Annotated in this window: 17 protein-coding genes, 2 tRNA genes and 3 pseudogenes; 8 read left to right on the top strand and 14 right to left on the bottom strand. The window is 65.8% G+C overall.

Annotated elements, in window-relative coordinates:
- Positions 1–88 precede the first annotated feature (88 nt).
- The 3 genes from AU193_RS11535 to AU193_RS11525 are packed head-to-tail and all read left to right on the top strand — an operon-like array spanning position 89 to position 2,227.
- Positions 89–496 (top strand): helix-turn-helix domain-containing protein, encoded by a 408-nt coding sequence (locus tag AU193_RS11535; RefSeq protein ID WP_064422544.1) that lies wholly within the window; start codon positions 89–91, stop codon positions 494–496.
- Positions 493–1,023 (top strand): PaaI family thioesterase, encoded by a 531-nt coding sequence (locus AU193_RS11530; protein WP_064422510.1) that lies wholly within the window; start codon positions 493–495, stop codon positions 1,021–1,023. Before AU193_RS11535 ends, AU193_RS11530 begins: the two co-directional genes overlap by 4 nt.
- Before the next feature lie 31 nt (positions 1,024–1,054).
- Entirely contained in the window at positions 1,055–2,227 is a 1,173-nt protein-coding gene (locus tag AU193_RS11525) for an FAD-dependent oxidoreductase (RefSeq protein ID WP_064422509.1), read from the top strand.
- A 197-nt stretch (positions 2,228–2,424) separates the two neighbouring features.
- Here the strand turns inward: AU193_RS11525 and AU193_RS23840 are convergent.
- From AU193_RS23840 to AU193_RS11500, 5 genes and pseudogenes are all read right to left on the bottom strand, one after another.
- Positions 2,425–2,655, bottom strand: a pseudogene (locus AU193_RS23840) (transglycosylase family protein); the annotation flags it as partial.
- A 321-nt stretch (positions 2,656–2,976) separates the two neighbouring features.
- Positions 2,977–3,201: pseudogene (locus AU193_RS11515) on the bottom strand (transglycosylase family protein); the annotation flags it as partial.
- Between the two features lie 1,124 nt (positions 3,202–4,325).
- Positions 4,326–4,916, bottom strand: coding sequence for a molybdenum cofactor guanylyltransferase (mobA, locus tag AU193_RS11510; RefSeq protein ID WP_082682938.1), 591 nt, complete (start codon positions 4,914–4,916; stop codon positions 4,326–4,328).
- Between the two features lie 10 nt (positions 4,917–4,926).
- The gene (locus AU193_RS11505) at positions 4,927–5,997 is read right to left on the bottom strand and encodes a 2-oxoacid:ferredoxin oxidoreductase subunit beta (protein WP_064422507.1); all 1,071 of its coding nucleotides are present in this window, start codon (positions 5,995–5,997) and stop codon (positions 4,927–4,929) included.
- A gap of 34 nt (positions 5,998–6,031) precedes the next feature.
- A complete protein-coding gene (locus AU193_RS11500; protein ID WP_064422506.1) occupies positions 6,032–7,987 on the bottom strand; it encodes a 2-oxoacid:acceptor oxidoreductase subunit alpha in 1,956 nt (651 codons plus the stop codon).
- A 565-nt stretch (positions 7,988–8,552) separates the two neighbouring features.
- On the opposite strand from AU193_RS11500, the gene fdhD reads away from it, so the two are divergent.
- The gene (gene fdhD, locus AU193_RS11495) at positions 8,553–9,389 is read left to right on the top strand and encodes a formate dehydrogenase accessory sulfurtransferase FdhD (RefSeq protein ID WP_064422505.1); all 837 of its coding nucleotides are present in this window, start codon (positions 8,553–8,555) and stop codon (positions 9,387–9,389) included.
- A 56-nt stretch (positions 9,390–9,445) separates the two neighbouring features.
- Here the strand turns inward: fdhD and clpX are convergent, their stop codons facing one another.
- From clpX to AU193_RS11470, 5 genes and pseudogenes are all read right to left on the bottom strand, one after another.
- Positions 9,446–10,726 carry an ATP-dependent Clp protease ATP-binding subunit ClpX gene (gene clpX, locus AU193_RS11490; protein WP_064422504.1) on the bottom strand — a complete coding sequence of 427 codons (1,281 nt, stop codon included), beginning with the start codon at positions 10,724–10,726 and terminating at the stop codon, positions 9,446–9,448.
- A 376-nt stretch (positions 10,727–11,102) separates the two neighbouring features.
- Positions 11,103–11,726 carry an ATP-dependent Clp protease proteolytic subunit gene (locus AU193_RS11485; RefSeq protein ID WP_156425181.1) on the bottom strand — a complete coding sequence of 208 codons (624 nt, stop codon included), beginning with the start codon at positions 11,724–11,726 and terminating at the stop codon, positions 11,103–11,105.
- A gap of 56 nt (positions 11,727–11,782) precedes the next feature.
- A pseudogene (locus AU193_RS11480) lies at positions 11,783–12,406 on the bottom strand (ATP-dependent Clp protease proteolytic subunit); the annotation flags it as partial.
- Between the two features lie 86 nt (positions 12,407–12,492).
- Positions 12,493–13,911, bottom strand: a complete 1,419-nt coding sequence (tig, locus tag AU193_RS11475) for a trigger factor (protein WP_064422541.1) — start codon at positions 13,909–13,911, stop codon at positions 12,493–12,495.
- Positions 13,912–13,962: 51 nt separating this feature from the next.
- Positions 13,963–14,036: transfer RNA gene (locus AU193_RS11470), tRNA-Pro, on the bottom strand.
- 155 nt (positions 14,037–14,191) lie between these two features.
- On the opposite strand from AU193_RS11470, the gene AU193_RS11465 reads away from it, so the two are divergent.
- The 3 genes from AU193_RS11465 (at position 14,192) to AU193_RS11455 (ending at position 17,043) form a co-directional block, all read left to right on the top strand.
- Positions 14,192–14,262 (top strand) — tRNA-Gly (locus AU193_RS11465).
- A gap of 693 nt (positions 14,263–14,955) precedes the next feature.
- Entirely contained in the window at positions 14,956–15,648 is a 693-nt protein-coding gene (locus tag AU193_RS11460; protein WP_064422502.1) for an undecaprenyl diphosphate synthase family protein, read from the top strand.
- A gap of 6 nt (positions 15,649–15,654) precedes the next feature.
- Positions 15,655–17,043, top strand: coding sequence for an FAD-dependent oxidoreductase (locus AU193_RS11455; protein WP_064422501.1), 1,389 nt, complete (start codon positions 15,655–15,657; stop codon positions 17,041–17,043).
- Between the two features lie 5 nt (positions 17,044–17,048).
- On the opposite strand, the gene AU193_RS11450 is transcribed toward AU193_RS11455, so the two are convergent.
- Positions 17,049–18,584, bottom strand: a complete 1,536-nt coding sequence (locus AU193_RS11450; protein ID WP_064422500.1) for a sugar transferase — start codon at positions 18,582–18,584, stop codon at positions 17,049–17,051.
- A gap of 121 nt (positions 18,585–18,705) precedes the next feature.
- Positions 18,706–19,416: a GAF domain-containing protein gene (locus AU193_RS11445; RefSeq protein WP_064422499.1), complete on the bottom strand. Its 711-nt coding sequence runs from the start codon at positions 19,414–19,416 to the stop codon at positions 18,706–18,708.
- Between the two features lie 178 nt (positions 19,417–19,594).
- Here AU193_RS11445 and AU193_RS11440 point away from each other — a divergent pair, with 178 nt between their 5' ends.
- The gene (locus tag AU193_RS11440; RefSeq protein ID WP_064422540.1) at positions 19,595–20,356 is read left to right on the top strand and encodes a hypothetical protein; all 762 of its coding nucleotides are present in this window, start codon (positions 19,595–19,597) and stop codon (positions 20,354–20,356) included.
- 63 nt (positions 20,357–20,419) lie between these two features.
- Here AU193_RS11440 and AU193_RS11435 read toward each other — a convergent pair whose 3' ends face one another.
- Both AU193_RS11435 and AU193_RS11430 read right to left on the bottom strand, forming a co-directional pair.
- Complete coding sequence (locus AU193_RS11435) at positions 20,420–21,226, bottom strand: Fpg/Nei family DNA glycosylase (RefSeq protein ID WP_064422498.1); 807 nt, start codon at positions 21,224–21,226, stop codon at positions 20,420–20,422.
- 2 nt (positions 21,227–21,228) lie between these two features.
- A complete protein-coding gene (locus tag AU193_RS11430; protein WP_064422539.1) occupies positions 21,229–21,702 on the bottom strand; it encodes a ribose-5-phosphate isomerase in 474 nt (157 codons plus the stop codon).
- Positions 21,703–21,740: the final 38 nt, after the last annotated feature.

The following is a 21,740-nucleotide window of genomic DNA, read 5'->3' as shown; positions in this document are numbered from 1 at the left end:
AGATCGCGTCAGCCGTCAGATTCGCGGTCTATGCGCAGTCTCGACACTGAGTTTGATTTTCAAACTTATCCAGGGCATGATGGTGGCCATGTCACCGATCGCCACCGTGCCGTTGGCGGAGTTGCCGGGCCGCCCATGTCCCATCGCGGCCGCGCTCGAGCTCGTCGGCGAGCGGTGGGCGCTGTTGGTCGTACGTGAAATCGTCTTGGGCGCAACGCGCTTCGACGAGATCGTTCGCGGTACGGGCGCGCCGCGAGACCGCATCGCGGCCAGGCTGAAGGCGCTGGAGAAAGCCGGGGTCGTCGACCGGTTGCGCTACCAGGACGCCCCGCCGCGCCATGAATACCGGTTGACCGATTCCGGCCGGGCACTGTTGCCCGTTCTCGACGCACTGCTGGTGTGGGGCCAGACCCACGCCGTCTCCGCGTCCGACCCCGACCGGCCGCGCCGGTACCCGCCGCTCAGCCACCTGAACCGACCGAAGGAAGCGCGATGACTCTCGAACTGGAGACGACAGCCGGCCGCAAGGACTGGGGTCCGCAGCGCTCCCGCACGGTGACCTGGCACTCCCCGGGTCCCAGTACGGCCAAGGGCCTGACCATGGCGGGCATCGACTATCTGCGCGCAATCGCCGACGGCCGGCTGGCGCCCGCGCCGATCGGAGAGCTGATGCAGTTCGGGATCGCGGGGGTTGAGCCGGGCCTCGTCGAATTCACCTGCATCCCCGACGAATCCGCGTACAACCCGATCGGCGCGATTCACGGCGGGTTGCTCTGCACCCTGCTCGATTCGGTGACCGGCTGTGCAGTGCACAGCACCCTGCCTGTGGGCAAGGGCTACACATCGGTGGAGATCAAGGTGAACTACCTGAAGGCGGTGCGCCTCGACAGCGGAATGCTCACCGCGACAGCAACCGTGACCAAGTCCGGCTCGCGGATCGGCTTCGCCGAAGGTGTGGTGACCGACGGATCGGGCGCGGTCGTGGCCACCGCCAGCAGCACGCTGCTGATCTTCGACCTGTAACGCCACACGCTCGGCGCGCTACGTTCGACGCATGCCGAAGCGGATCGTAATCGTCGGGGCGGGCATCGCCGGACTGGCGACCGCCGCCGCGCTGCAACAGCGCGGACACGACATCACGCTTGTCGAGGAGCGCACCGACGCGTCGTCCGGGGCGGGAATCAGCATCTGGCCCAACGCGTTGGCCGCGCTCGACGACATCGGCCTCGGCGAGCCCGTGCGTCAGGCCGGCGGTCGCGTGACGGCAGGCGCGGCGCGCTGGCGTGACGGCAGCTGGCTGCGACGACCCGAACCGCAACGCATCGTCAAGGCCCTCGGCGAACCTCTCGTGGTCATCCGCCGTTCGGCGTTGACGTCGATTCTGGCCGGGGCGCTTGCCGACGGCACCTTGCGGACCGGAGTGGCTGCGGAGGCACTGACGGTGACCGCCGACGGCGTCCGAGTCACGTTGGCCGACTCCGCGGTGCTGGAGGCCGAGGCCGTCGTGGGCGCTGACGGCACCCATTCGATGGTCGCCCGTCATCTCAATGGACCGCTGCACAACCGGTACGTCGGCTACACCGCGTGGCGCGGGGTGGCCGACTGCACGATCGACCCCGAGATCGCGGGCGAGACGCTCGGACCGGCGGTGGAGTTCGGCCATGTTCCGCTCGGTGAGGACCACACCTACTGGTTCGCGACCGAACGCGTACCCGAGGGGACGACGGCGCCGCAGGGTGAACTGGCCTACCTTCGGGAGCGGTTCGCGTCCTGGGCCCCGCCCATCCCCGAGATCCTGGCCGCCACAGATCCCGCCGCCGTCTTGCGAAACGACCTCTATGACCGCGACGAGGCACGGCAGTGGTCGCGAGGCCCGGTCGTGACGGTCGGTGACGCCGCGCATCCGATGCGCCCGCACCTCGGACAGGGCGGCTGTCAGGGGCTGGAGGACGCCGCGATCCTGGCGAGGTTCCTCAATGGCGACGACGGCGTCGCAGCGGCCTTCGCGCGATTCGTGGCGTTCCGCCGGCCGCGGGTCCGTTCGCTGGTCCGCGAATCCCGGTTCATCGGGCGCGTCATGAACCTTCCGCCGGCGCTCAGTGCGCTTGTGAGCCGTGCGACGGTGCTGGGACCTGAAGCCCTGGTGGCCCGCCATCTGGCCGATGTGGCGGCACGGTCGGCGTTCAAGCTGCCCACCGACCGCGACCTGTCAGCGGTGACGGGCTGATGGACCCGCGGGGTGGGTCAGCGTGCTCCGGCGACCGTTCCGATCGGGTTGAGCAGCGCCGTGCACATCTGACGGGGGTTGACGAAGCCGAACAGGCCGCTGGACGGCATCGCCGCACAACCGGTCGCCGAGGCGGGGGCGGTACGGGCGTTCGGAGCCGACGGACCCGACGGCCTGGTCCAAACGGCCGGAGTCGCACCGCGGGGTCCGCACTTCGGCCACGCCTTCAGGCCCTGGGTGCGCAGGACGTTCTCGGCGACGCGGATCTGCTCGGCGCGCGATGCGGTCGCCGGGCTGCCGACGCCGCCGTTGGCCGCCCAGGTGGCCTGCTTGAACTGCAGACCGCCATAGTGGCCGTTGCCTGTGTTGGTCGCCCAATTGCCACCGGATTCGCATTCGGCGATGGCGTCCCAGTTCACCGAATCGGCGTTGGCTGTGGCCAACGACGACTCGGCCAGAGCCATCGGCACCATCGCCAGCGCTCCGGAGATCGCCGCGGCCCATAGGCCCTTGGTCATTGCGGTACGAACGTTCATCTTGCGGTCCTTCCCCGACCGTTTGCACAAGGCCCGCACCCGAGAACCCCTCGATCTCCGCTGCGGTTATCCGGTGTGTCGGGTGACGAACGTCACGTGTTACGTGAGGGTCAAAAGTTTTAGGCGTTGCTTATCTGGCGTAAGAGCAATCTGAGAAAGAAGGGGCGGTGCCGGGTAACCCGGCACCGCCCCTCTTGAAGACGAAACGCGTGCTTAGCCGCGACCGCCGCAGCTCGGCCATGCGCCGATGCCCTGAGACTGCAGCACGTTCTCGGCGACACGGATCTGCTCCTCACGGCTGGCGTTGTGGGGAGAGCCGCTACCGCCGTTCGACTGCCACGTGCCCATGGTGAACTGCAGGCCGCCGTAGTAGCCATTACCGGTGTTGATGGACCAATTACCGCCCGACTCGCACGCCGCGATGGCGTCCCAGTCCACACCGCTGTCCGCATTGGCAGTGCCGGTGGCCAGAGCCATGGGCGCCAACGCGAGCGCACCGGCAAAGGTCGCCAGGCCAAATGTCTTGCGGATGTTCTTCAACTTCTATCCTTTCGCCACGCGCGCGCCAACACACGCCCGCGCCAAAGCGCACGGGGTGGGCATGCCTGTCGAACAGGCCTGGAGTTGGGCCGCACCGTCTCGGTCGGGTGCGGCAGCGGGAGGCCAGCAGTGCCTCGCCGGGCATCAGCACCGGCGGCCGCCGGAGACCGTTCCGCCTCCTACAGCCCCACTCACACACAGGTTCGTGGTTTTCAAATTGTTTGCTCCGGGTAGAGCCGTTTGGGACCGTACAAAATGAGTTCCGCCGCGTCATATCCACCGAAGGCGTGTCGCTGCGAGATCACGGAACGATCACGGCTGCGATGGCTTTTCGTTATCGCAGGTCATGCGCGTGTTTGACGGACACGGAAAAGCTCGGCAACACAGCCATTTTCGTGAGCCATCTCACGACGTTTTTGTGAGCTGGGACACCGAGATCAGTGGCCGGCGTCCCGACGTTGCGGCGAAACCCGCACACTCGTTGGCGAAGTGGCCGGAAAACGCCTGACCGTTCGGTGACTGGGCACGATGGTTTCGCCGCGCTCGACCGGAGGTGAGGGCCGAAATCCCTTGCACCTCACCCGGCCACGAGATCGGTCACAACGCAGCACCCTGGTCCGCGGCGGCCGCTTCGCCGGTTTTGTCCAGAGATCCGTTATGCGAGCGGATGTTTCGTTCGTGGTGCGACAGCGTTGGCACCTGGACACAGGCCGCGAGCCGCGGCCCGGCGATGCTTCGGCATTGGAACCGGACCCGGAGCCTCTGACGGTCTACTTGTCGACGGTTCTCACAGCGAATTAGACCGGTAACAGACTGAATTCCGTTGACGATGCGCCACGCTGCCGTCGAAAACACCTGGGAGCCAGGAGCATTCACGCTCTGCACTCACGGCGTCGCACATTGCGAAGCTGAAGCGGCGCGGTGGACTGGCGTGGTTTATCACGCTGAATCGCGAAGTAATTCAGTGGCAGGAATTAGATTCAGAAGACGACGAATGCCCAATAGTTCGCGCAATGAGTTTGCTAAGCGATTTGTTCGTCGCGTGTCGCCGCGAGATCGGCGGCGGTGTTGATGTTGGTCAGCGCGCGCTGTTCGGGCATCACGATCCGCTGCGTGTCGACCCGGTGGACAAGCGCGCGCATGCTGCGCTCCCCCGCGGCCACGAGTTCGGCCACACGCCCGGCCAGCGCGGTGCGGTAGATGCCCGCGAGGTAGTGGTCACGGCCGTCCCAGGGCAGCACCACGTCCGCGCCGAGGCGGACCGCGGGCCCGGCCAACGCGTCGATCAAATCGACGGTCAACAAGGGCATGTCCACCGCACAGACGAACGCGAGTTCCGACCCGGCCTCGGCGGCCGCGCGCAGCCCCCGACCGGTCGCCAACAGCGGACCGACGCCCCGCACCTCGTCGCGCAGGACCTCGGCGTCGAGCGCGGGCAGTGCCTGCCCCGGAGCGGCGATGACGAAGATCGGCGCACACCGTGGCGCCAGCTTGCTCACCATCCGCTCGACGAGCGTGGTGCCTTCGTACGGCAACGTGGCCTTGTCGCGGCCCATGCGGCGGGAAGCCCCGCCCGCCAAGATGATTCCGGCAAGCGGAACGGTGGTCGTCATGACCGTGACGTTAGTCGACAGTCCAGGTGTCTTTGCCCCGAAGCAGTGACTGAAGCGCCGCCGTGTCGTGTGCCTTCTCGGCGCGGGCCGCCGCGATCTGCTGGCGGGCCGCATCGTCGTAGGTCGGCTTGCTCACCTGGCGGAAGATGCCCATCACCATGTGTTCGAGGCTCTGCTCCGACAGCCGCGACAACGCGAACGCGTAAGCGGGGTCCTCGAGATGGGCGTCGTGGACGACGATTTCGTCGGCCGAGACATCGGCGGTCTTGGCGATCTCGAGCCCGTAACCGGACTTCACGACGCAGTACTCGCCGTCGGCACCGAACGTGACCGGCTCGCCGTGGGTGAGGTTGATCAGCCGCTCCTCGGCGCCTTCCTTGCGCAGGGCGTCGAAGGAGCCGTCGTTGAAGATCGGGCAGTCCTGCAGGATCTCGACCAGGGCAGCACCGCGGTGCGCGGCCGCGGCGCGCAGCACCTCGGACAGCCCCTTGCGGTCGGAGTCCAGTGCCCGGCCGACGAACGTCGCGTCGGCGCCGAGCGCCAGCGACACCGGGTTGAACGGATAGTCCAGCGAACCCATCGGCGTCGACTTGGTGACCTTGCCGACTTCCGACGTCGGGGAGTACTGGCCCTTGGTCAGCCCGTAGATCCGGTTGTTGAACAGCAGGATCGTGATGTTGATGTTGCGGCGCAGCGCATGGATCAGGTGGTTGCCGCCGATCGACAGCGCGTCGCCGTCACCGGTGACGACCCACACCGACAGATCCTCACGGGCCAGGGCCAGGCCGGTCGCGATCGTCGGGGCGCGGCCGTGGATCGAGTGGAACCCGTAGGTCTCCAGGTAGTACGGGAAGCGACTCGAGCAGCCGATACCGCTGACGAAGGCGATGTTCTCGCGTCGCAACCCCAGCTCCGGCAGGAAGTTGCGGATGGTGTTGAGGATGACGTAGTCACCGCAGCCGGGGCACCAGCGGACCTCCTGGTCGCTGGTGAAGTCCTTCGACTTCTGCGGCTGATCGGTCGTCGGCACCCGGCTGGTGCCCGCGGTCAACCCGAGATCCGCTCCGACTAAGTCAGTCATTCGCGATCCGCCTTCGCTCCTCGCTGGGTGTCGGTCATGCGTTCGCTCCCACACTGCTCACTCCGACCTCGACGGTGGCCGCCGCCAGTCGTGCGAACTTCGCTTTGTCACTTTCCTTTTCGCCCAAGCTTCCGTCCAGTGCCGCATCAATGATGCCCTCGACCTCGTCGGCCAGGAAGGCCATACCTTCCACCTTGGTGACCGACTGGACGTCGACCAGGTACTTGCCCCGCAGCAGCAGAGCGAGTTGGCCGAGGTTCATCTCCGGGCACACGACCGTCGGATAGCGCCGCAGCATCTCGCCGAGGTTGGCGGGGAACGGGTTGAGGTTGCGCAGGTGCGCCTGGGCCACCTTGATGCCCTTGCGACGTGCCCGCCGGCACGCCTCACCGATCGGCCCGAAGCTGGAACCCCAACCGATCATCAGCAGCTCCGCGTCCCCGGTCGGGTCGTCGACCTCGAGGTCCGGCACGGCGATACCGTCGACCTTGGCCTGCCGCAGTCGGACCATCAGGTCGTGGTTCTTGGGCTCGTAGGAGATGTTGCCGGAGCCGTTGGCCGCTTCCAGACCGCCGATCCGGTGTTCAAGGCCGGGCGTACCGGGGATCGCGAACTGCCGGGCCAGGGTTTCGGGGTCGCGGGCGTAGGGCTGAAACGGCTCGTCGGGCTTGGCGAAGGTGTGCTCGATGGCCGGGTAGCTGCTGACGTCCGGAATCCGCCATGGCTCAGAGCCGTTGGCGATCGCACCGTCGGAGAGGATGACCACTGGCGTGTGGTAGCTGACCGCGATGCGGGCCGCCTCCATGGCCACGTCGAAGCAGTCCGACGGCGACCGTGGGGCCAGCACCGCCACCGGCGATTCGCCGTTGCGGCCGTACATCACCTGCAGGAGGTCCGCCTGCTCGGTCTTGGTCGGCAGACCGGTGGACGGCCCACCGCGCTGCACGTCGATGATGATCAGCGGCAGTTCGGTCATCACCGCCAGACCGATCGCCTCCGACTTCAGCGAGATGCCCGGACCCGACGTGCTGGTGACGCCCAGGGCTCCGCCGTAGGACGCGCCGATGGCCGCGCCGATGCCGGCGATCTCGTCCTCGGCCTGGAAGGTCAGCACGTTGAAGTTCTTGTGCTTGGACAGCTCATGCAGGATGTCCGACGCCGGAGTGATCGGGTAAGTGCCGAGGACGACCTGCAGGTCGGCGAGTTGACCGGCGGTGACGATTCCGTAGGCCAGTGCGGTGTTGCCGGAGATCTGGCGGTACTCACCGGTTTTGAGCTTGGCGGGGGCGACCTCGTAGGTGCTGGCGAAGGCCTCGGTGGTCTCGCCGTAGTTCCAGCCGGCTTTGAGCGCGAGCACGTTGGCCTCGGCGACGTCGGGCTTGCGGGCGAACTTCTCGCGGATGAACGCCTCGCTGTGCTTGAGTTCGCGGCCGTACATCCACGACAGGAGACCGAGCGCGAACATGTTCTTCGCCCGCTGGCCGTCCTTCTTGGAGGCGCCGATCGGCTCGACCGCCCCTAGCGTCAGGGTCGTCATCGGGACGGCCTGAACGACGTAGTCGGACAGTTCGTCGGTCTCCAGCGGGTTGGCGTCGTAGCCGACCTTGGCGAGATTGCGCTTGGTGAACTCGTCGGAGTTTGCGATGATCAGCCCGCCGCGAGGCAGGTCGGAGACGTTGGCCTTCAGCGCCGCCGGGTTCATCGCGACGAGCACGTCGGGGCGGTCACCCGCGGTGAGGATGTCGTAGTCGGCGATCTGGATTTGGAACGACGACACACCGGGCAGCGTGCCCTGGGGCGCGCGGATCTCGGCGGGGTAATTCGGTTGCGTGGCAAGGTCGTTGCCGAACAGCGCGGCCTCGGAGGTGAACCGGTCACCGGTGAGCTGCATTCCGTCGCCGGAGTCGCCGGCGAAGCGGATGACGACCTTCTCGAGCTTCTGTCGAGGACCCGCACCCCCCGGACTGACCGCGTTGTCCTTCGCTGCCACGAGGCCTGCCTTCCACGCTGCGTGGTGATGTCCTCCGAGTCACAGTCGAGTCGACGCGCCGTCGGTGGACGTCCACCAAGATTTTTGATGTCACTGCTAGTACCGATTATTGCACTTCTCTTAGGCAGCCCTTCACCGGGCTCGCCCGCGGCGTGCCGCATGCATGGAGTCGAATTCACAGCTCAGGGGATGTGTGGGCGCCTCCTGTGAGACATAACTGTGGTGTTCGTCACGTCTACGAGACAGAAAAACTAAGGAAATAGTTACCGTTCAGTAGCCGGTAGCTAGCACATCGTCGCCGCAGGTCGTCTAGCCGTCATTGACGGGTGGACGCAGACTCCCCGCGCCGCTCGTGCCAGCGCAGGCGCAGTAACAACAGGTGGCGGTGCGCGCGGAATCCAGCCGACAGCGGATCACGCCAGACCGGCATGCGGCGGTTCGGTTCGAGTTCGTTGTGCACGCACCCATTGTGCCGTTCGGATGCCGATGACGCCGCCTCCCGCGCTGAGCCCCGCCATGAACAGCACGGAAACGTTTCGATGTCGATCCGGCCTAGGGTGGAGTCATGGGTCGGGTCACAGCCAGGCGGCGGGTACAGCACCTGACCATGGACTCCGCGGTGGCGCGGCCGGAGACCCTCGTCGTCGAGGAACCGATGGAGATCCGTGTCAACGGCGCACCCGTCACAGTGACGATGCGCACCCCGGGCTCCGATGTCGAACTCGTGCAAGGTTTTCTGCTCACCGAGGGTGTCATCGCCGGACGTGACGACGTGCTCACGGCGCGCTACTGCAAGGGCACAGGCGTCGACGACGCGGGTTTTTCGCAGAACACCTACAACATCCTGGACGTGACGCTGGCCCCGCACGTCGCGCCGCCCGATGTCGACGTCACCCGGAACTTCTACACCACATCCTCGTGCGGGGTTTGCGGTAAGGCGTCGCTGGAGGCGGTGCAATTGAGCAGCCGCCACGGTCCGGGGGACGATCCGGCCACCATCACAGCGCAGACCCTCTCCCAGCTGCCGGCCCGGCTGCGCAAAGCCCAGAAAGTCTTTGCCAGCACCGGCGGGCTGCACGGCGCTGCGCTTTTCGACTCCGACGGCATGACACTCGCCGTGCGGGAAGACGTCGGTCGGCACAACGCCGTCGACAAGGTCATCGGATGGGCGGTCGAGCAGGACCGCATTCCGCTCGCGGGAACCGTGCTGCTGGTCAGCGGACGCGCTTCCTTCGAACTGACGCAGAAAGCCGTGATGGCAGGTATTCCGGTTCTCGCCGCGGTGTCGGCGCCGTCTTCGCTGGCCGTCGACTTGGCCAGCCAGTCCGGGCTGACGCTGGTGGCATTCCTACGGGGGCGGTCGATGAACGTCTACACCCGGCCCGACCGCGTCGTGCACTGAAGCTGACGACGGACGGGCCAATGTTGCGCGCAGACAACGCGTTTCGAGCGTGCGGGTCAGGCGGACTTGTCGCGACGCTCAGGGCGTGAGGGCTTGCGCGGCACGATGGTCGGCAGCACGTTGTCCTGCACGGTCTCCTTGGTGACGACCACCTTGGCGACGTCGTCGCGGCTGGGGATGTCGTACATCACCGGCAGCAGGACTTCTTCCATGATTGCGCGCAGCCCGCGGGCGCCGGTGCCCCGGTGGATGGCCTGATCGGCAATCGCCTCCAACGCCTCGTCGGTGAACTCGAGTTCGACGCCGTCCATCTCGAACAGGCGCGTGTACTGCTTCACCAACGCGTTCTTGGGCTTGGACAGAATCTGCACGAGCGAATCCTTGTCCAGGTTCGTCACCGACGCCACGACGGGCAGCCGGCCGATGAACTCCGGGATCAGCCCGAACTTGATCAGATCCTCGGGCATGACCTCGGCAAAGTGGTCGGCGGTGTCAATGTCGGCCTTCGAGTGCACCTCGGCGCCGAAGCCCAGGCCGCGCTTGCCGACGCGGTCGGAGACGATCTTCTCCAGACCCGCGAACGCCCCCGCCACGATGAACAACACGTTGGTGGTGTCGATCTGGATGAACTCCTGGTGGGGATGCTTGCGGCCGCCCTGCGGAGGCACCGACGCCTGCGTTCCCTCCAGGATCTTCAGCAACGCCTGCTGGACGCCCTCGCCGGAAACGTCGCGGGTGATCGACGGGTTCTCGCTCTTGCGGGCGATCTTGTCGACCTCGTCGATGTAGATGATGCCGGTCTCGGCGCGCTTGACGTCGTAGTCGGCCGCCTGGATCAGCTTGAGCAGAATGTTCTCGACGTCCTCGCCCACGTATCCGGCTTCGGTCAGCGCGGTGGCGTCGGCGATCGCGAACGGCACGTTAAGCATCTTGGCCAACGTCTGCGCCAGGTAGGTCTTGCCGCAGCCGGTCGGCCCGAGCATCAAGATGTTGGACTTGGCCAGTTCGACAGGCTCAGAACGTGAATCCCGCGTCTTCTCTCCTGCCTGAATCCGCTTGTAGTGGTTGTAGACGGCGACCGCGAGCGTGCGCTTGGCGGTGTCCTGTCCGATGACGTAACCCTCGAGGAATTCGCGGATCTCCGCGGGTTTCGGTAGCTCGTCGAGTTTTACGTCGTCCGCGTCGGCGAGTTCCTCTTCGATGATCTCGTTACAAAGATCGATGCACTCGTCGCAGATATAGACGCCCGGACCCGCAATGAGCTTCTTGACCTGCTTTTGACTCTTGCCGCAGAACGAGCACTTCAGCAGGTCACCGCCGTCTCCAATGCGCGCCATGGTGGTGGGGCCCTACTTTCCTCGCAGCCGATGAAGCTTGATTTCTGTGGTTGCCTCGGGTGGTGAACCCGACGCTACCCGTTTGTTCCCGCGCGAGGCGACCGATAAAGCCGAATCGCGCCAGTGGTATTCATCTGTGTTCGCGCCAACATATCGTCTGATTACCCTCGGACCCCGGCGAACGCGCTACCGTGTCTTTGGCGTGTCGTCGCCGTGACCGGACCGAGAGAGCGTCGGCACCCAAAGTACCCGTTAATCAGCGCGACGCACGCCTCCGTCGAGCGGTGTGACGCTGTCGGCGCCCGCGGTCGGCGGGACACACCCCGGCCGGTGCTGAGCAGACCGGGCCCGGCCCCACGGGACCGGGAGCAAACGGTCAGGCGGTCTGGGCGGACAGCTTGCGGTACTCCAGAACCGTGTCGATGACGCCGTATTCCTTGGCCTCTTCGGCGGTCAGGATCTTGTCGCGGTCGGTGTCCTTGCGGATCTGCTCGGGGGTCTTGCCGGTGTGGTTGGCCAGCGTCACCTCCATCAGCGTGCGCATCCGCTCGATCTCCTTGGCCTGGATCTCGAGGTCGGAGAACTGGCCCTGGATGACGCCGGCCAACGCGGGCTGGTGAATCAGCACACGAGCGTTCGGCAGCGCCATGCGCTTACCGGGGGTACCCGCCGCCAGCAACACCGCGGCGGCCGACGCGGCCTGGCCCAGGCACACCGTCTGGATGTCGGCGCGCACGTACTGCATGGTGTCGTAGATCGCCATCAGCGAGGTGAACGAGCCGCCCGGCGAGTTGATGTACATCGTGATGTCGCGGTCGGGATCGAGCGACTCCAGCACCAGCAACTGGGCCATGATGTCGTTCGCCGACGCGTCGTCGACCTGCACACCGAGAAAGATGATGCGTTCCTCGAAGAGCTTGTTGTACGGATTGGACTCCTTGACGCCGAAGCTGGAGTGCTCGATGAACGACGGCAGGATGTAGCGGGCCTGCGGCTGCATCACGGCACCGCCGTGGGGCTGCAGGCGAGCGTCCGCCTGAAGGTGCAAGTGGTCGGTCATTTGTCTAGTCCCGCTCCTGGTCCTGAGCCGTTGACGCTCGCGCTGGTGATGATGTGGTCGACGAAGCCGTACTCAAGGGCTTCCTGCGCGGTGAACCAGCGGTCGCGGTCGGAGTCCGCTTCGATCCGCTCGATGGGCTGCCCGGTGAACTCCGCGTTCAACCGGAACATCTCCTTCTTGATCACCGCGAACTGCTCGGCCTGGATTGCGATGTCGGCCGCGCCGCCGGTGATGCCGCCGAGCGGCTGGTGCATCAGGATCCGCGCGTGCGGCAGGGCATAGCGCTTACCCTTCGTGCCCGCCGCGAGCAGGAACTCGCCCATCGAGGCGGCCATGCCCATGGCGTAGGTGGCGACGTCGCACGGCGCGAGCACCATCGTGTCGTAGACCGCCATGCCGGCGCTGATGGAACCGCCGGGCGAGTTGATGTAGAGATGGATGTCCTTGGTGGGATCCTCGGCGGACAGCAGCAGAATCTGTGCGCAGAGCTTGTTGGCGATGTCGTCATCGACCTGTGAGCCCAGGAAGATGATCCGCTCGGCCAGCAACCGCTCATAGACCGAGTCGACAAGGTTGAGGCCTTGCGAGGCGCCACGCATGTGGGTCACGACTGGATACCTGCTTTCTTCACGAGCTTGATACTCACCGACACTAACCGTCCCGCGCGGACGCGCAGTCCCTAGCCGGGCCGCGTTCGCTCACAGCGTCACTTCGCGTCGGCCGACTCCTCGTCCGCTTCAGCCTCCGCGGTGTCCGGGGCCTCGTCGGCAGCATCCTCGATCTGCGCCTCCTCGGTCTGAGCGTCGGACCGGCCGAAGAACTCCGTGGTGTCGATCACGTTGCCGTCGGAGTCGGTGACGGTGGCGCCCTCGACGACCGCTGCGAGCGCCAACCCCCGACGCACGTCGGCGAACAGGGCGGGCAGCTGATTGTTCTGCTGCAGCGTCTGAATCAGCTGCTGGGGCTGCAGACCGTATTGCTGAGACATCAGCATCAGGCGCTCGCTGATGTCGTTCTGGCCGACCTGGACGTCGAGCTTGTCGGCGATCGCGTCGACGAGCAATTGCGTCTTGACAGCCTTTTCCGCATTGCTGCGGTTGTCGGCGTCGAACTTCTCCCGGCTGCTGCCCTGGGCCTCGAGCACGTCGGCCAAGCGTGCCTCGTCGTGGTCCAACCCGTGGATCGCGTTGTGCAACGCGTCGTCGACCTGGGCCTGCACCACCTTCTCCGGCAGCGGCACCTCGACCTGCTCGAGCAACGTCTCGAGCACCTTGTTGCGGATCTTCTCGGCCTGCTGGGCTCGCTTGACCCGGCGCACCTGGTCGGCCAGCGACTCCTTGAGCTCGTCGATGGTGTCGAATTCGCTTGCCAGCTGGGCGAAGTCGTCATCGGGCTCAGGCAGTTCGCGCTCCTTGACCGACTTGACGGTGACGGTCACCTGCGCGTCCTTGTCCGCGTGCTCCCCGGCGGCCAGCTTGGTGGTGAAGACGCGAGTCTCCCCCTCCTTGAGGCCGACGATCGCGTCGTCGAGACCGTCGATCAGCTGACCCGAACCGACCTCGTGCGACAGACCCTCGGTGGCTGCCTCGGGCAACTCCTCGCCGTCCACGGTGGCCGACAGGTCGATGGAGACGAAGTCGCCGTTCTCGACGGCGCGGTCCACGCCCTTGAGCGTGCCGAAGCGTGCGCGCAGCGATTGCAGTTCGGCGTCGACCTCCTCGTCGGTGACCTCGATGGCGTCGACGGTCACCGTCAGCGCCGACAGGTCGGGAAGCTCGATCTCCGGGCGGATATCGACCTCGGCGGTGAAGGTGAGGTCCTGGCCGTATTCCTTGTTGGTGATCTCGATCTCGGGCTGGCCCAGCGGCTGCACCTCGGAGCTGGTGACCGCCTCGCTGTAGCGGCCGGGTAGGGCCTCGCTGACGACCTGGTCCAGCATCGCTTCGCGGCCGACGCGGGCCTCGAGCAGTTTGCGCGGCGCCTTGCCGGGACGGAAACCGGGGAGCCGGACCTGCTTGGCCAGCTGCTTGAACGCGCGGTCGAAGTCGGGTTCGAGCTCGGTGAAGGGCACCTCCACGTTGATGCGCACCCGGGTGGGGCTCAACTTCTCGACGGTGCTCTTCACGATCTGCTCCTCATAAATCTGGGTGGATCTGGTGTTCGGTCGGTGTCGCAGTCGGGGTGACAGGATTTGAACCTGCGGCCTTCCGCTCCCAAAGCGGATGCGCTACCAAGCTGCGCTACACCCCGTGCTGTGCTCGTCGCGCCGGCGCTTGAGCGCTGCGCCCGCGCGGGCCGTCCGCAAAACACGGAACGACCACGCGAGATACTACGGGCCGGACACGCGAAGCCTTCAATTGGATTTGATTTGGCTGCCGCCGGTACGATCTGGTCTTGCTGTACATGCGGGCGTAGCTCAATGGTAGAGCCCTAGTCTTCCAAACTAGCTACGCGGGTTCGATTCCCGTCGCCCGCTCTGGTGACAATGCGACAGTCGCGGCGCTGTGCGTGGATGCCGGGGTGGCGTCAGATCATGACGATCTGACCGCCGCTGCGCCCCGAGGAGACCAACGAAGTCGTCTCCTCGCCTTGACGCGCGTGCCGTGGCCGGCGACCCCACTCACGACGAACGGCGACGTCTATTCGCTGAAATTGACGCCGCGGGAACAAGAGTGACGCCACCACTTGGCGCGCACCCCAACCCTTGCACTCGGTTCGTCGCCGAGAAGGTTACCCGCGCGAGCGTGATGGACACCCCTTAGCAATTTGCTGTATCTGCGCATTGACGACACATTTTTACATCGCTAATGCAAGCTTTCGACACTCGATGCCGTATTTCGGCGACATCTCGAGCGCCGAGGAAGGCGTTTTTTCGTCGTTGGCTTGACTCATGACCGGAGGTGGCATACCTATCTAGAAGAGACCATTAAAAAGGGCGGTGCGTGGGGCCCAAACGAGGTCTCGTGCGAGTGCCGCAGATCGCCGATCGCGGCCGAACTGGGGCGTGGAGAGCCCCTGTCCCCCTTCCCCCGACTGCCGTCCGGAGCTGCGACTTCGCCCCTTGGTGCCCTCCGTTCGTCTTCCGCAGGCGGCTTCGTGGCGGAACCGCCTCGAGAATGTTTGAATGACCGATCTCATGGACAGACAATAAGTACACTTACCCAGGGTTATGAGTGCGCTTAATTGGGGGGCCAGGTTGCACGTATTGACGGGCTGCGAGCCTGCACATGTCGGTTTGATCCCAGACGGTATGCGCCGGTGGGCAAAAAGCCACGACATTCCGTTGGCTGAGGCGTACCTACGGGGCGCGGAAAAGGTCGCCGACATTCTTCAGGTGCTGCGCCGACACAACGTAGGGACCGTGTCGGTGTACAACCTGAGCCGCGCCAATCTCGCCCGCACTCAAGACGAGCTCCAGCCGGTGTTCAAGGCCTCGATCTACTTCCTGACCTGCCTGATCCCCGCCCGCTTCGAGCCCGGTGAGTGCAGCGTGCGGTTGTACGGTGATCGGACAGCCCTTCCAGAGGAGTACGTCGCGGCGGCTCGGCGCGCCGAGTCCGTCATGCACGGAGACCAGTTCCGCATCAACATCCTTGCCGCCTACGACGCGAACGACGAGCTACGCGCAGCTCTTCGGCGAGCGCAGCAGCGGGGCGGCGAGATTCGCGGTGCCTTTGACATCGAAGACGTCGACCTGGTCATCCGCACCTCTCCCGAGCCCCTGCTGAGCGGCTTCCTTCCGCTGCAGACCCAGTACGCACAGCTGCGGTTTTCGGCGACGCCGCTCAACGAACTCGAGGAGCGGCACATCGACGAGTTCATCGACGACTACCGGCGCACACCGCAGCTGCGGGGACGGTAGGCGCCAATGCGCTCGGACAGGCGGCCCTTGATCATCGGCGCAGGCCCCGCGGGGCTGACCGCCGCTCTCGAACTGGCTAAGAACGGCGTCGCCGCCCGGGTGTTCGAGGCATCGCCCAACGTCGGGGGCCTGGCACGTACTCCGGGTGAGCACGGGTTCCGGGTCGACCCGGGGGGCCACCGGTTCTTCACCAAAAACCAGCAGATCCTCCAACTCTGGAAATCTCTGCTTCCTGCCGACCAGTGGCATGCGGTGTCGAGGCGCTCCGCCATGCTCGTCGACGGCCACTACGTGCCCTACCCGCTTGTCGGTCGAAACCTGCTGACCCAGTTGGGTTATGGACGTGGAGCGCGCGGCCTGGGCAGTCTCTTGTGGTCCAGGCTTCGGCGAGGAATGCGCTCGGTCGACGACTCGGCGACCTTCCTCGAGTGGGGCCGGTACCAGTTCGGCGACTACTGGTACCGCATGTTCTTCGACGGGTATGTCCGCAAGACGTGGCTCGCCGAACCCGCTCAACTCACCAGCGACTGGGCCGAGCAGCGCATCAAGCCGATCGTGTGGGGCGCCCGCGACGCGATGCCCACCGACGCGTTTCTCTACCCCCGCCGCGGGCCAGGTCAGCTGTGGGAGGCCGCAGCGTCGGAGCTGGCGGAGTTCGGTGTCGAACCCTCGCTTCAATCGTCGGTCGTCAAGCTGAGGTTCGACGGCAGGAGGTGGACGATCGAACTGGGCAACGGGGACAACGCGACCGGAGACGCGGTCTTCTCCAGCATGCCACTGCAGATGCTGGTCAATGCCCTGGAACCTGCACCGCCACAGGAGGTTTGGGAAGCTGCCGCTCAGCTCAAGCACCGAGGGCTGATCACCGTCGCAGTAGCACTCGGACAGCACCGCGAACTCCCCTTCAACTGGGTGTACACGCCCGGTGAGAACGTGCGGGTGGGCCGTATCCAGAACTACCGCCGGTGGTCGGATGATCTCACTCCACCGCAGTGGAATGGGACCTACCTGGGGTTCGAGTACTTCATCGGTACAGGATCAGCGCTGTGGACCACCGACGACGAACACATGCGACGGATCGTCGAAAGCGACCTACGCACAGTGGGTTTCGACCCCGCCACGATCGAGCGGGTCATGGTCGTCCGGTCGCAGTTCGCCTATCCGATCTGCAATCCGGCGATGGATACCAGCGTCGCCCGCATCCGGACGTATCTCGGCAAGCACTACCCGTCTCTGCATCCGATCGGACGCAACGGGATGCACCGCTACGACAACCAGGATCACGCGATGCTCAGTGCGATGCACAGCGTCAAGCGGTATTTCGGCGCGAGCGTCGACCCCTGGCAGGTCAACAAGGAACGCCGCTATCACGAATCCGGGTTGCTGAAGGTGTAGCGGCCCTATTCTGCGGGTTTCAGCACCGCGAGAACGGTCAGCAGCAGGATCTTGACGTCGAGAAGAAGCGACCAGTTCTCGATGTAGTAGTTGTCGAATTCGGCCCGGTCGGCGATCGAGGTCTGGCCCCGAAGTCCGTGCACCTGTGCCCAGCCGGTGATGCCCGCCTTCACTCGGTGCCGGTCGCCGTAGCGCCGCACCTGCATCTCGAACAGCTCGACGAACTCCGGGCGCTCGGGGCGCGGGCCGACCAGCGTCATGTCCCCGCGTAAGACGTTGACCAGTTGGGGCAGTTCGTCGAGGGATGTCCTGCGCATGAACTTGCCGATCGCGGTGCGTCGGTCGTCGCCTTCCACTCCCCCCGGCGCCGAGCCCTCCTTCAGTGCGAACGACTTCGTGGCCGGGGCGACAGATCGCATGCTGCGGAACTTCAGGCAGTCGAAAACCTTGCCGTCGCGACCGACGCGCTGCTGACGGAAATAGACAGGTCCCGGGGAGCTCAGCTTGACCAGAATCGCGAGCGTCAGATACAGGGGCGAAATCACCAGGAGCAGGACCGCAGCGATTGCCCGACCCAAGGCGTGCTTGACCGCGAACTGCCAGCCCTTCGGGTCGGTGTGGCGGAGCACCAGCAGAGGTATGCCGCCGAGGTGCTCGACGTAGGTCCCCCCGCCGATGACATCCATCAAGCGGGGCACTACCCGCACGCGCAGTCCGAGGTGGTGCGCCAGCTGAGCCGTGAGGGCCAGCTCATCGTCGGGGGTCGACGACGGCCCGACGATGAGGTCCTTGGCGCCGGTGGCCTGAGCGACGACCTCCAGGTTGGCAGTGGATCCGAAGTACGGCACGTCGCCCAGTTCGGTGGCCGCCGGGCGAACGTCGTCGAGCACGCCGACGGGGTGCAAACCGTAGTCGGGGATCTGGCGCATCCGGGTGATGAGTTGGTTCACAAACGGACCGGAACCGATGATCAGCGCGGACGATCCGAAGCCGTGTCGCCGCCTCAGGTAGCGCTGGGCCAGCGATCTGACGAGACGGTTCGCCGGCAGCAGGACGGCTGCACATATCCAGATGCGGATGATCAGTTCGCTTGGGCGAACGTATTCCTCGACCACCGAGCCGGTCGGCAATGGGGGCACGAGCAACAGCAGAATGGTGAGCGTCGCCAGCGCCGACACCGCCACCGACGTTTCGACGGGTTCGAAGTCGTCGAGGAAGCTGTGGCCGAGCTTGCGCTTGTACATCGACCGGGTGTGCATGACCAACAGGAGGATCGGTACGAAAAGCCACGAGATCGCGGCGATGTTTCGGTCACCAACGGGGCCGGTCGTCCACCATTGGGCGATTGCGACTGCCCACACGGCGGCCCAGATGTCCAACCCGACGGTGAGCGCCACATAGCCCGACTCGGCGCGAAGGGTCTCGATCCACCTCGACTTGCCACCCCGAGACGAGGGCGACGGCACGGCGGTGAGCTGCGGCACCGTGGTCCTGAGTCGAGGTTGTGAATCACGAGTGGACGCGTTCGCGTCTGCCTGCATGATCCCCCCGATGAGAACCCCAGCGTATGGAACTGTCTGCCACCGAAAACGTTGCCAGTTTAAGGCATGCCAGCGAAGTTCCAGCAAGCGATGGGTGTCACGATGGCCTGCCTCATTGCTGCTAGCCCGCGTCGGCGCGGAACATCCTTTCGGCGGCCAGCGCGGCGAGATCACTCAGAACCTGAAGGTGCCCGGTGCTCCAGAGACGTGGCTTCGTGTCGTACACACACAGTGTCCCCACGGCATTGCCGACGTCGTCGATGAGCGGTATGCCGAGATAGGCGACCACCGTTCCGTCTCGTACCGCGGGATGCTGCTTGAAAATCGGATCGACCCTCGCGTCCTCCAGGATCAGTGGCGCCCTATTTGCCACCGCGTACTGACAGACCGATCTCTCCAGCGGCGTCTGCCTGTCCTCCGGTGAGGTGCTCTCTTGACCGGCCGCGCTCTTGAAGAACTGTCGATCGAGATCGACAAGGGAGACCAGGGCGAAGGGCGCGTCGAGCGCGTCGGCGGCGGCGCGGGTGATCCGGTCGTAGATCGCCTCCGGCGGAGAGTCCAGCAAGCCGGTCTGACGCAGGGCGGCGAGTCGGTCGGGGTCGGTGATCGCCGTCGAGACGTCCGGCATCGCGGTCTCCTCGAATACTCCTGACGCCGCCAAGTGAGTTTGCAGTTCGTCGACCCGCGGATCTTTGGCGCGTCGGAGATCGGCGGCCATTTGTCTCGCAACCGCACGGGCGACGTAGGCGTCGACATTCTCGCCCGCCTCACGCGCATGCTGCTCAAGCAGGCGGTTGAGGAAGTCGTCGAATCTACGTACCCACTCCGTCACCCGATTGACGGTACGCAAATTGACGGTCGAACAGAAATCGGGCGGTGCCGTCGATGGAGTTTGCCCAAGACCACCACGAGCCATCTGCGGTGCGGCGCACCGACGGACAACACCGTGACCACCCCGTCGCACCGTTCGCGCTCCGGTGCACGCGTTCACGCTGGGTACGCTGGGTGCCATGAACGGTGTTCTGCTCGTTCTCGTCGTCCTGGTCATCGTCGCTCTCGGCGCCGTTGCCTACGCCGCGATGAGGGCTTCCGACCGGCGCAAGGCCGCTTCGCTGGACGACGCCAAGGCCGACGCCCGTCGCGTCATCGAACGCCTCGGCGGTCAGGTGATCAGCTTGACCGGCACCGACGAGGCGTCCAAGCAGGCGCTGGCCGACGCATCCGAGCGCTACACCGCCGCCGGATCGCAGATCGACCAGGCGAACACCGCCAAGCAGGCATTGCTGGCCAAGGAGAGCGCCCTGGAAGGCCTTTACTATGTCCGCGCCGCTCGCATCGCGATGGGCATGGACCCCGGACCCGAACTCGAGACGCTCGCCGACCAGCGGTCGGCGGGCGCAGTCACTGAGGATCGCAAGGTCGACTTCGAGGGTCGCGAGATCGAGGCGTCGCCGACCCCCTCGGAGCGCACCCCGAACTACTACCCCGGCGGTCGGGTGGCGGGCCGACCGGTGCCTGCCGGCTGGTATTCCGAGCCGTGGTGGAAGCCCGCGCTCGTCGCCGGCGCATGGGGTCTGGGTTCGGTGCTGTTGTTCGACGCGTTGTTCTCGGGCATGCACGGCAGCGGCTACGAGCAGGGTTTCGCCCAGGGCTACGACCAAGGCATCGACCAGGGCCAGGGGGATTTCGGCGGCGACGGCGGAGACTGGGGCGGCGGCGACTGGGGTGGCGGCGACATCGGCGGCGGTTTCGGCGATTTCGGCGGCTTCTAGGTTTCGCGCCAAGCCCGCTCATCTGGGCTTGGCTCCGCCCCAACGGCGGTCGGGCACATCTCTTTACGATTGATCGGTCGGACACCAGAACAGGTTGCGGCCCTCCATCACCTCGGTGCGGATCTCGGTGCCGCACAGTCGGCACGGCTCGCCGGCCCGCCGATAGACGTAAGTGCGGGGGCGGCCGGGCCCATACGACGGCAGCCCGTGGTCGTCCTCCGGACGGATGGTGTGGATCTTGCCGCGCCGCAGCCCGATTCGCATCAGCTCGACGAGGTCGGTCCACATTGCGTCGAACTCGTCCTCGTCGATGCGGATGCCTGGCCGGTGCGGGTCGACACGGTGCCGGAAGAGCAACTCGTTGCGGTAGACGTTGCCCACCCCGGCGATCACTGACTGGTCCATCAGCAACGCCCCGATCGGCCTGCGAGACTTACGAATTCGCGCCCACGCGAGCGATCCGTCGGCGTCGCGGCGCAGCGGGTCGGGCCCGAGCCGGTCGATGACGTCGGCGATCTCCGGCTCGGCGAGCACCTCACACACCGTCGGCCCCCGCAGATCGGTACCGTACTCGGCGCCGACCATCCGCATCCGAACCTGACCGACCGGCGCCGGCGGTGTCGTCCACGCCGGCAGCGGCCACTCGGTGAACGCGCCGTACAGACCGAGATGCACATGCACCACGCGGCCGCCCTCGTAGTGATGGAACAGATGCTTGCCGTACGCGGTGGCCTTCTTGAGAACCCGGCCGTTGACCGCGGCGGCGCCGTCGGCGAACCTGCCCTGCGGACTGGACACCACGACCGGTGCCCGGCCGAAGCGACGCTGGTGCAACCGGGCAAGCCGGTGCAGCGTGTGGCCCTCTGGCATTCCTAGGCGCCGGGCACCGGGGGCGCGACGTGGGTGCGTTCGTACTCGGCGAGGATGTCGATACGACGTTGGTGCCGTTCGGCTTCCGACCACGGCGTGCTCAGGAACGCATCGACGATCGCCAACGCCTCCTCGACACTGTGCATGCGCCCGCCGATGCCGATCAGCTGAGCGTTGTTGTGCTCGCGCGCCAGTTTGGCGGTCTCGACGCTCCACGCCAATGCGCACCGCGCGCCGGGAACCTTGTTGGCCGCGATCTGCTCGCCGTTGCCCGAGCCGCCGAGCACGATGCCGAGGCTGCCCGGATCGGCGACGGTCTTCTCCGCCGCCGCGATGCAGAACGCCGGATAGTCGTCGTCGGGGTCGTTGACGAAGGCTCCGCAGTCGATCGGTTCGTGCCCGGAACCGCGCAGGTGCTCGATCACGGCCTGCTTGAGGTCGAAGCCGGCGTGGTCGGCTCCCAGGTAGACGCGCATGGCGGTCATTGTGGCAGACGTCGCCGGCGCGACCCGGG

It is taken from the genome of Mycobacterium sp. GA-1285 (assembly GCF_001499905.1).
Taxonomy (GTDB): Bacteria; Actinomycetota; Actinomycetes; order Mycobacteriales; family Mycobacteriaceae; genus Mycobacterium.
The sequence above is the reverse complement of the archived record's forward strand: the minus strand, read 5'-3'. Positions and strand labels throughout refer to the sequence as shown.

Coding starts and splice junctions, on each gene's coding strand:
- AU193_RS11535 (WP_064422544.1), top strand. CDS start 89: ATGTCACCGATCGCCACCGTGCCGTTGGCGGAGTTGCCGGGCCGCCCA.
- AU193_RS11530 (WP_064422510.1), top strand. CDS start 493: ATGACTCTCGAACTGGAGACGACAGCCGGCCGCAAGGACTGGGGTCCG.
- AU193_RS11525 (WP_064422509.1), top strand. CDS start 1,055: ATGCCGAAGCGGATCGTAATCGTCGGGGCGGGCATCGCCGGACTGGCG.
- mobA (WP_082682938.1), bottom strand. CDS start 4,916: ATGACGACCACCGTTCCGCTTGCCGGAATCATCTTGGCGGGCGGGGCT.
- AU193_RS11505 (WP_064422507.1), bottom strand. CDS start 5,997: ATGACTGACTTAGTCGGAGCGGATCTCGGGTTGACCGCGGGCACCAGC.
- fdhD (WP_064422505.1), top strand. CDS start 8,553: ATGGGTCGGGTCACAGCCAGGCGGCGGGTACAGCACCTGACCATGGAC.
- clpX (WP_064422504.1), bottom strand. CDS start 10,726: ATGGCGCGCATTGGAGACGGCGGTGACCTGCTGAAGTGCTCGTTCTGC.
- AU193_RS11485 (WP_156425181.1), bottom strand. CDS start 11,726: ATGCAGCCGCAGGCCCGCTACATCCTGCCGTCGTTCATCGAGCACTCC.
- AU193_RS11460 (WP_064422502.1), top strand. CDS start 14,956: ATGAGTGCGCTTAATTGGGGGGCCAGGTTGCACGTATTGACGGGCTGC.
- AU193_RS11455 (WP_064422501.1), top strand. CDS start 15,655: ATGCGCTCGGACAGGCGGCCCTTGATCATCGGCGCAGGCCCCGCGGGG.
- AU193_RS11450 (WP_064422500.1), bottom strand. CDS start 18,584: ATGCAGGCAGACGCGAACGCGTCCACTCGTGATTCACAACCTCGACTC.
- AU193_RS11440 (WP_064422540.1), top strand. CDS start 19,595: ATGAACGGTGTTCTGCTCGTTCTCGTCGTCCTGGTCATCGTCGCTCTC.
- AU193_RS11435 (WP_064422498.1), bottom strand. CDS start 21,226: ATGCCAGAGGGCCACACGCTGCACCGGCTTGCCCGGTTGCACCAGCGT.
- AU193_RS11430 (WP_064422539.1), bottom strand. CDS start 21,702: ATGCGCGTCTACCTGGGAGCCGACCACGCCGGCTTCGACCTCAAGCAG.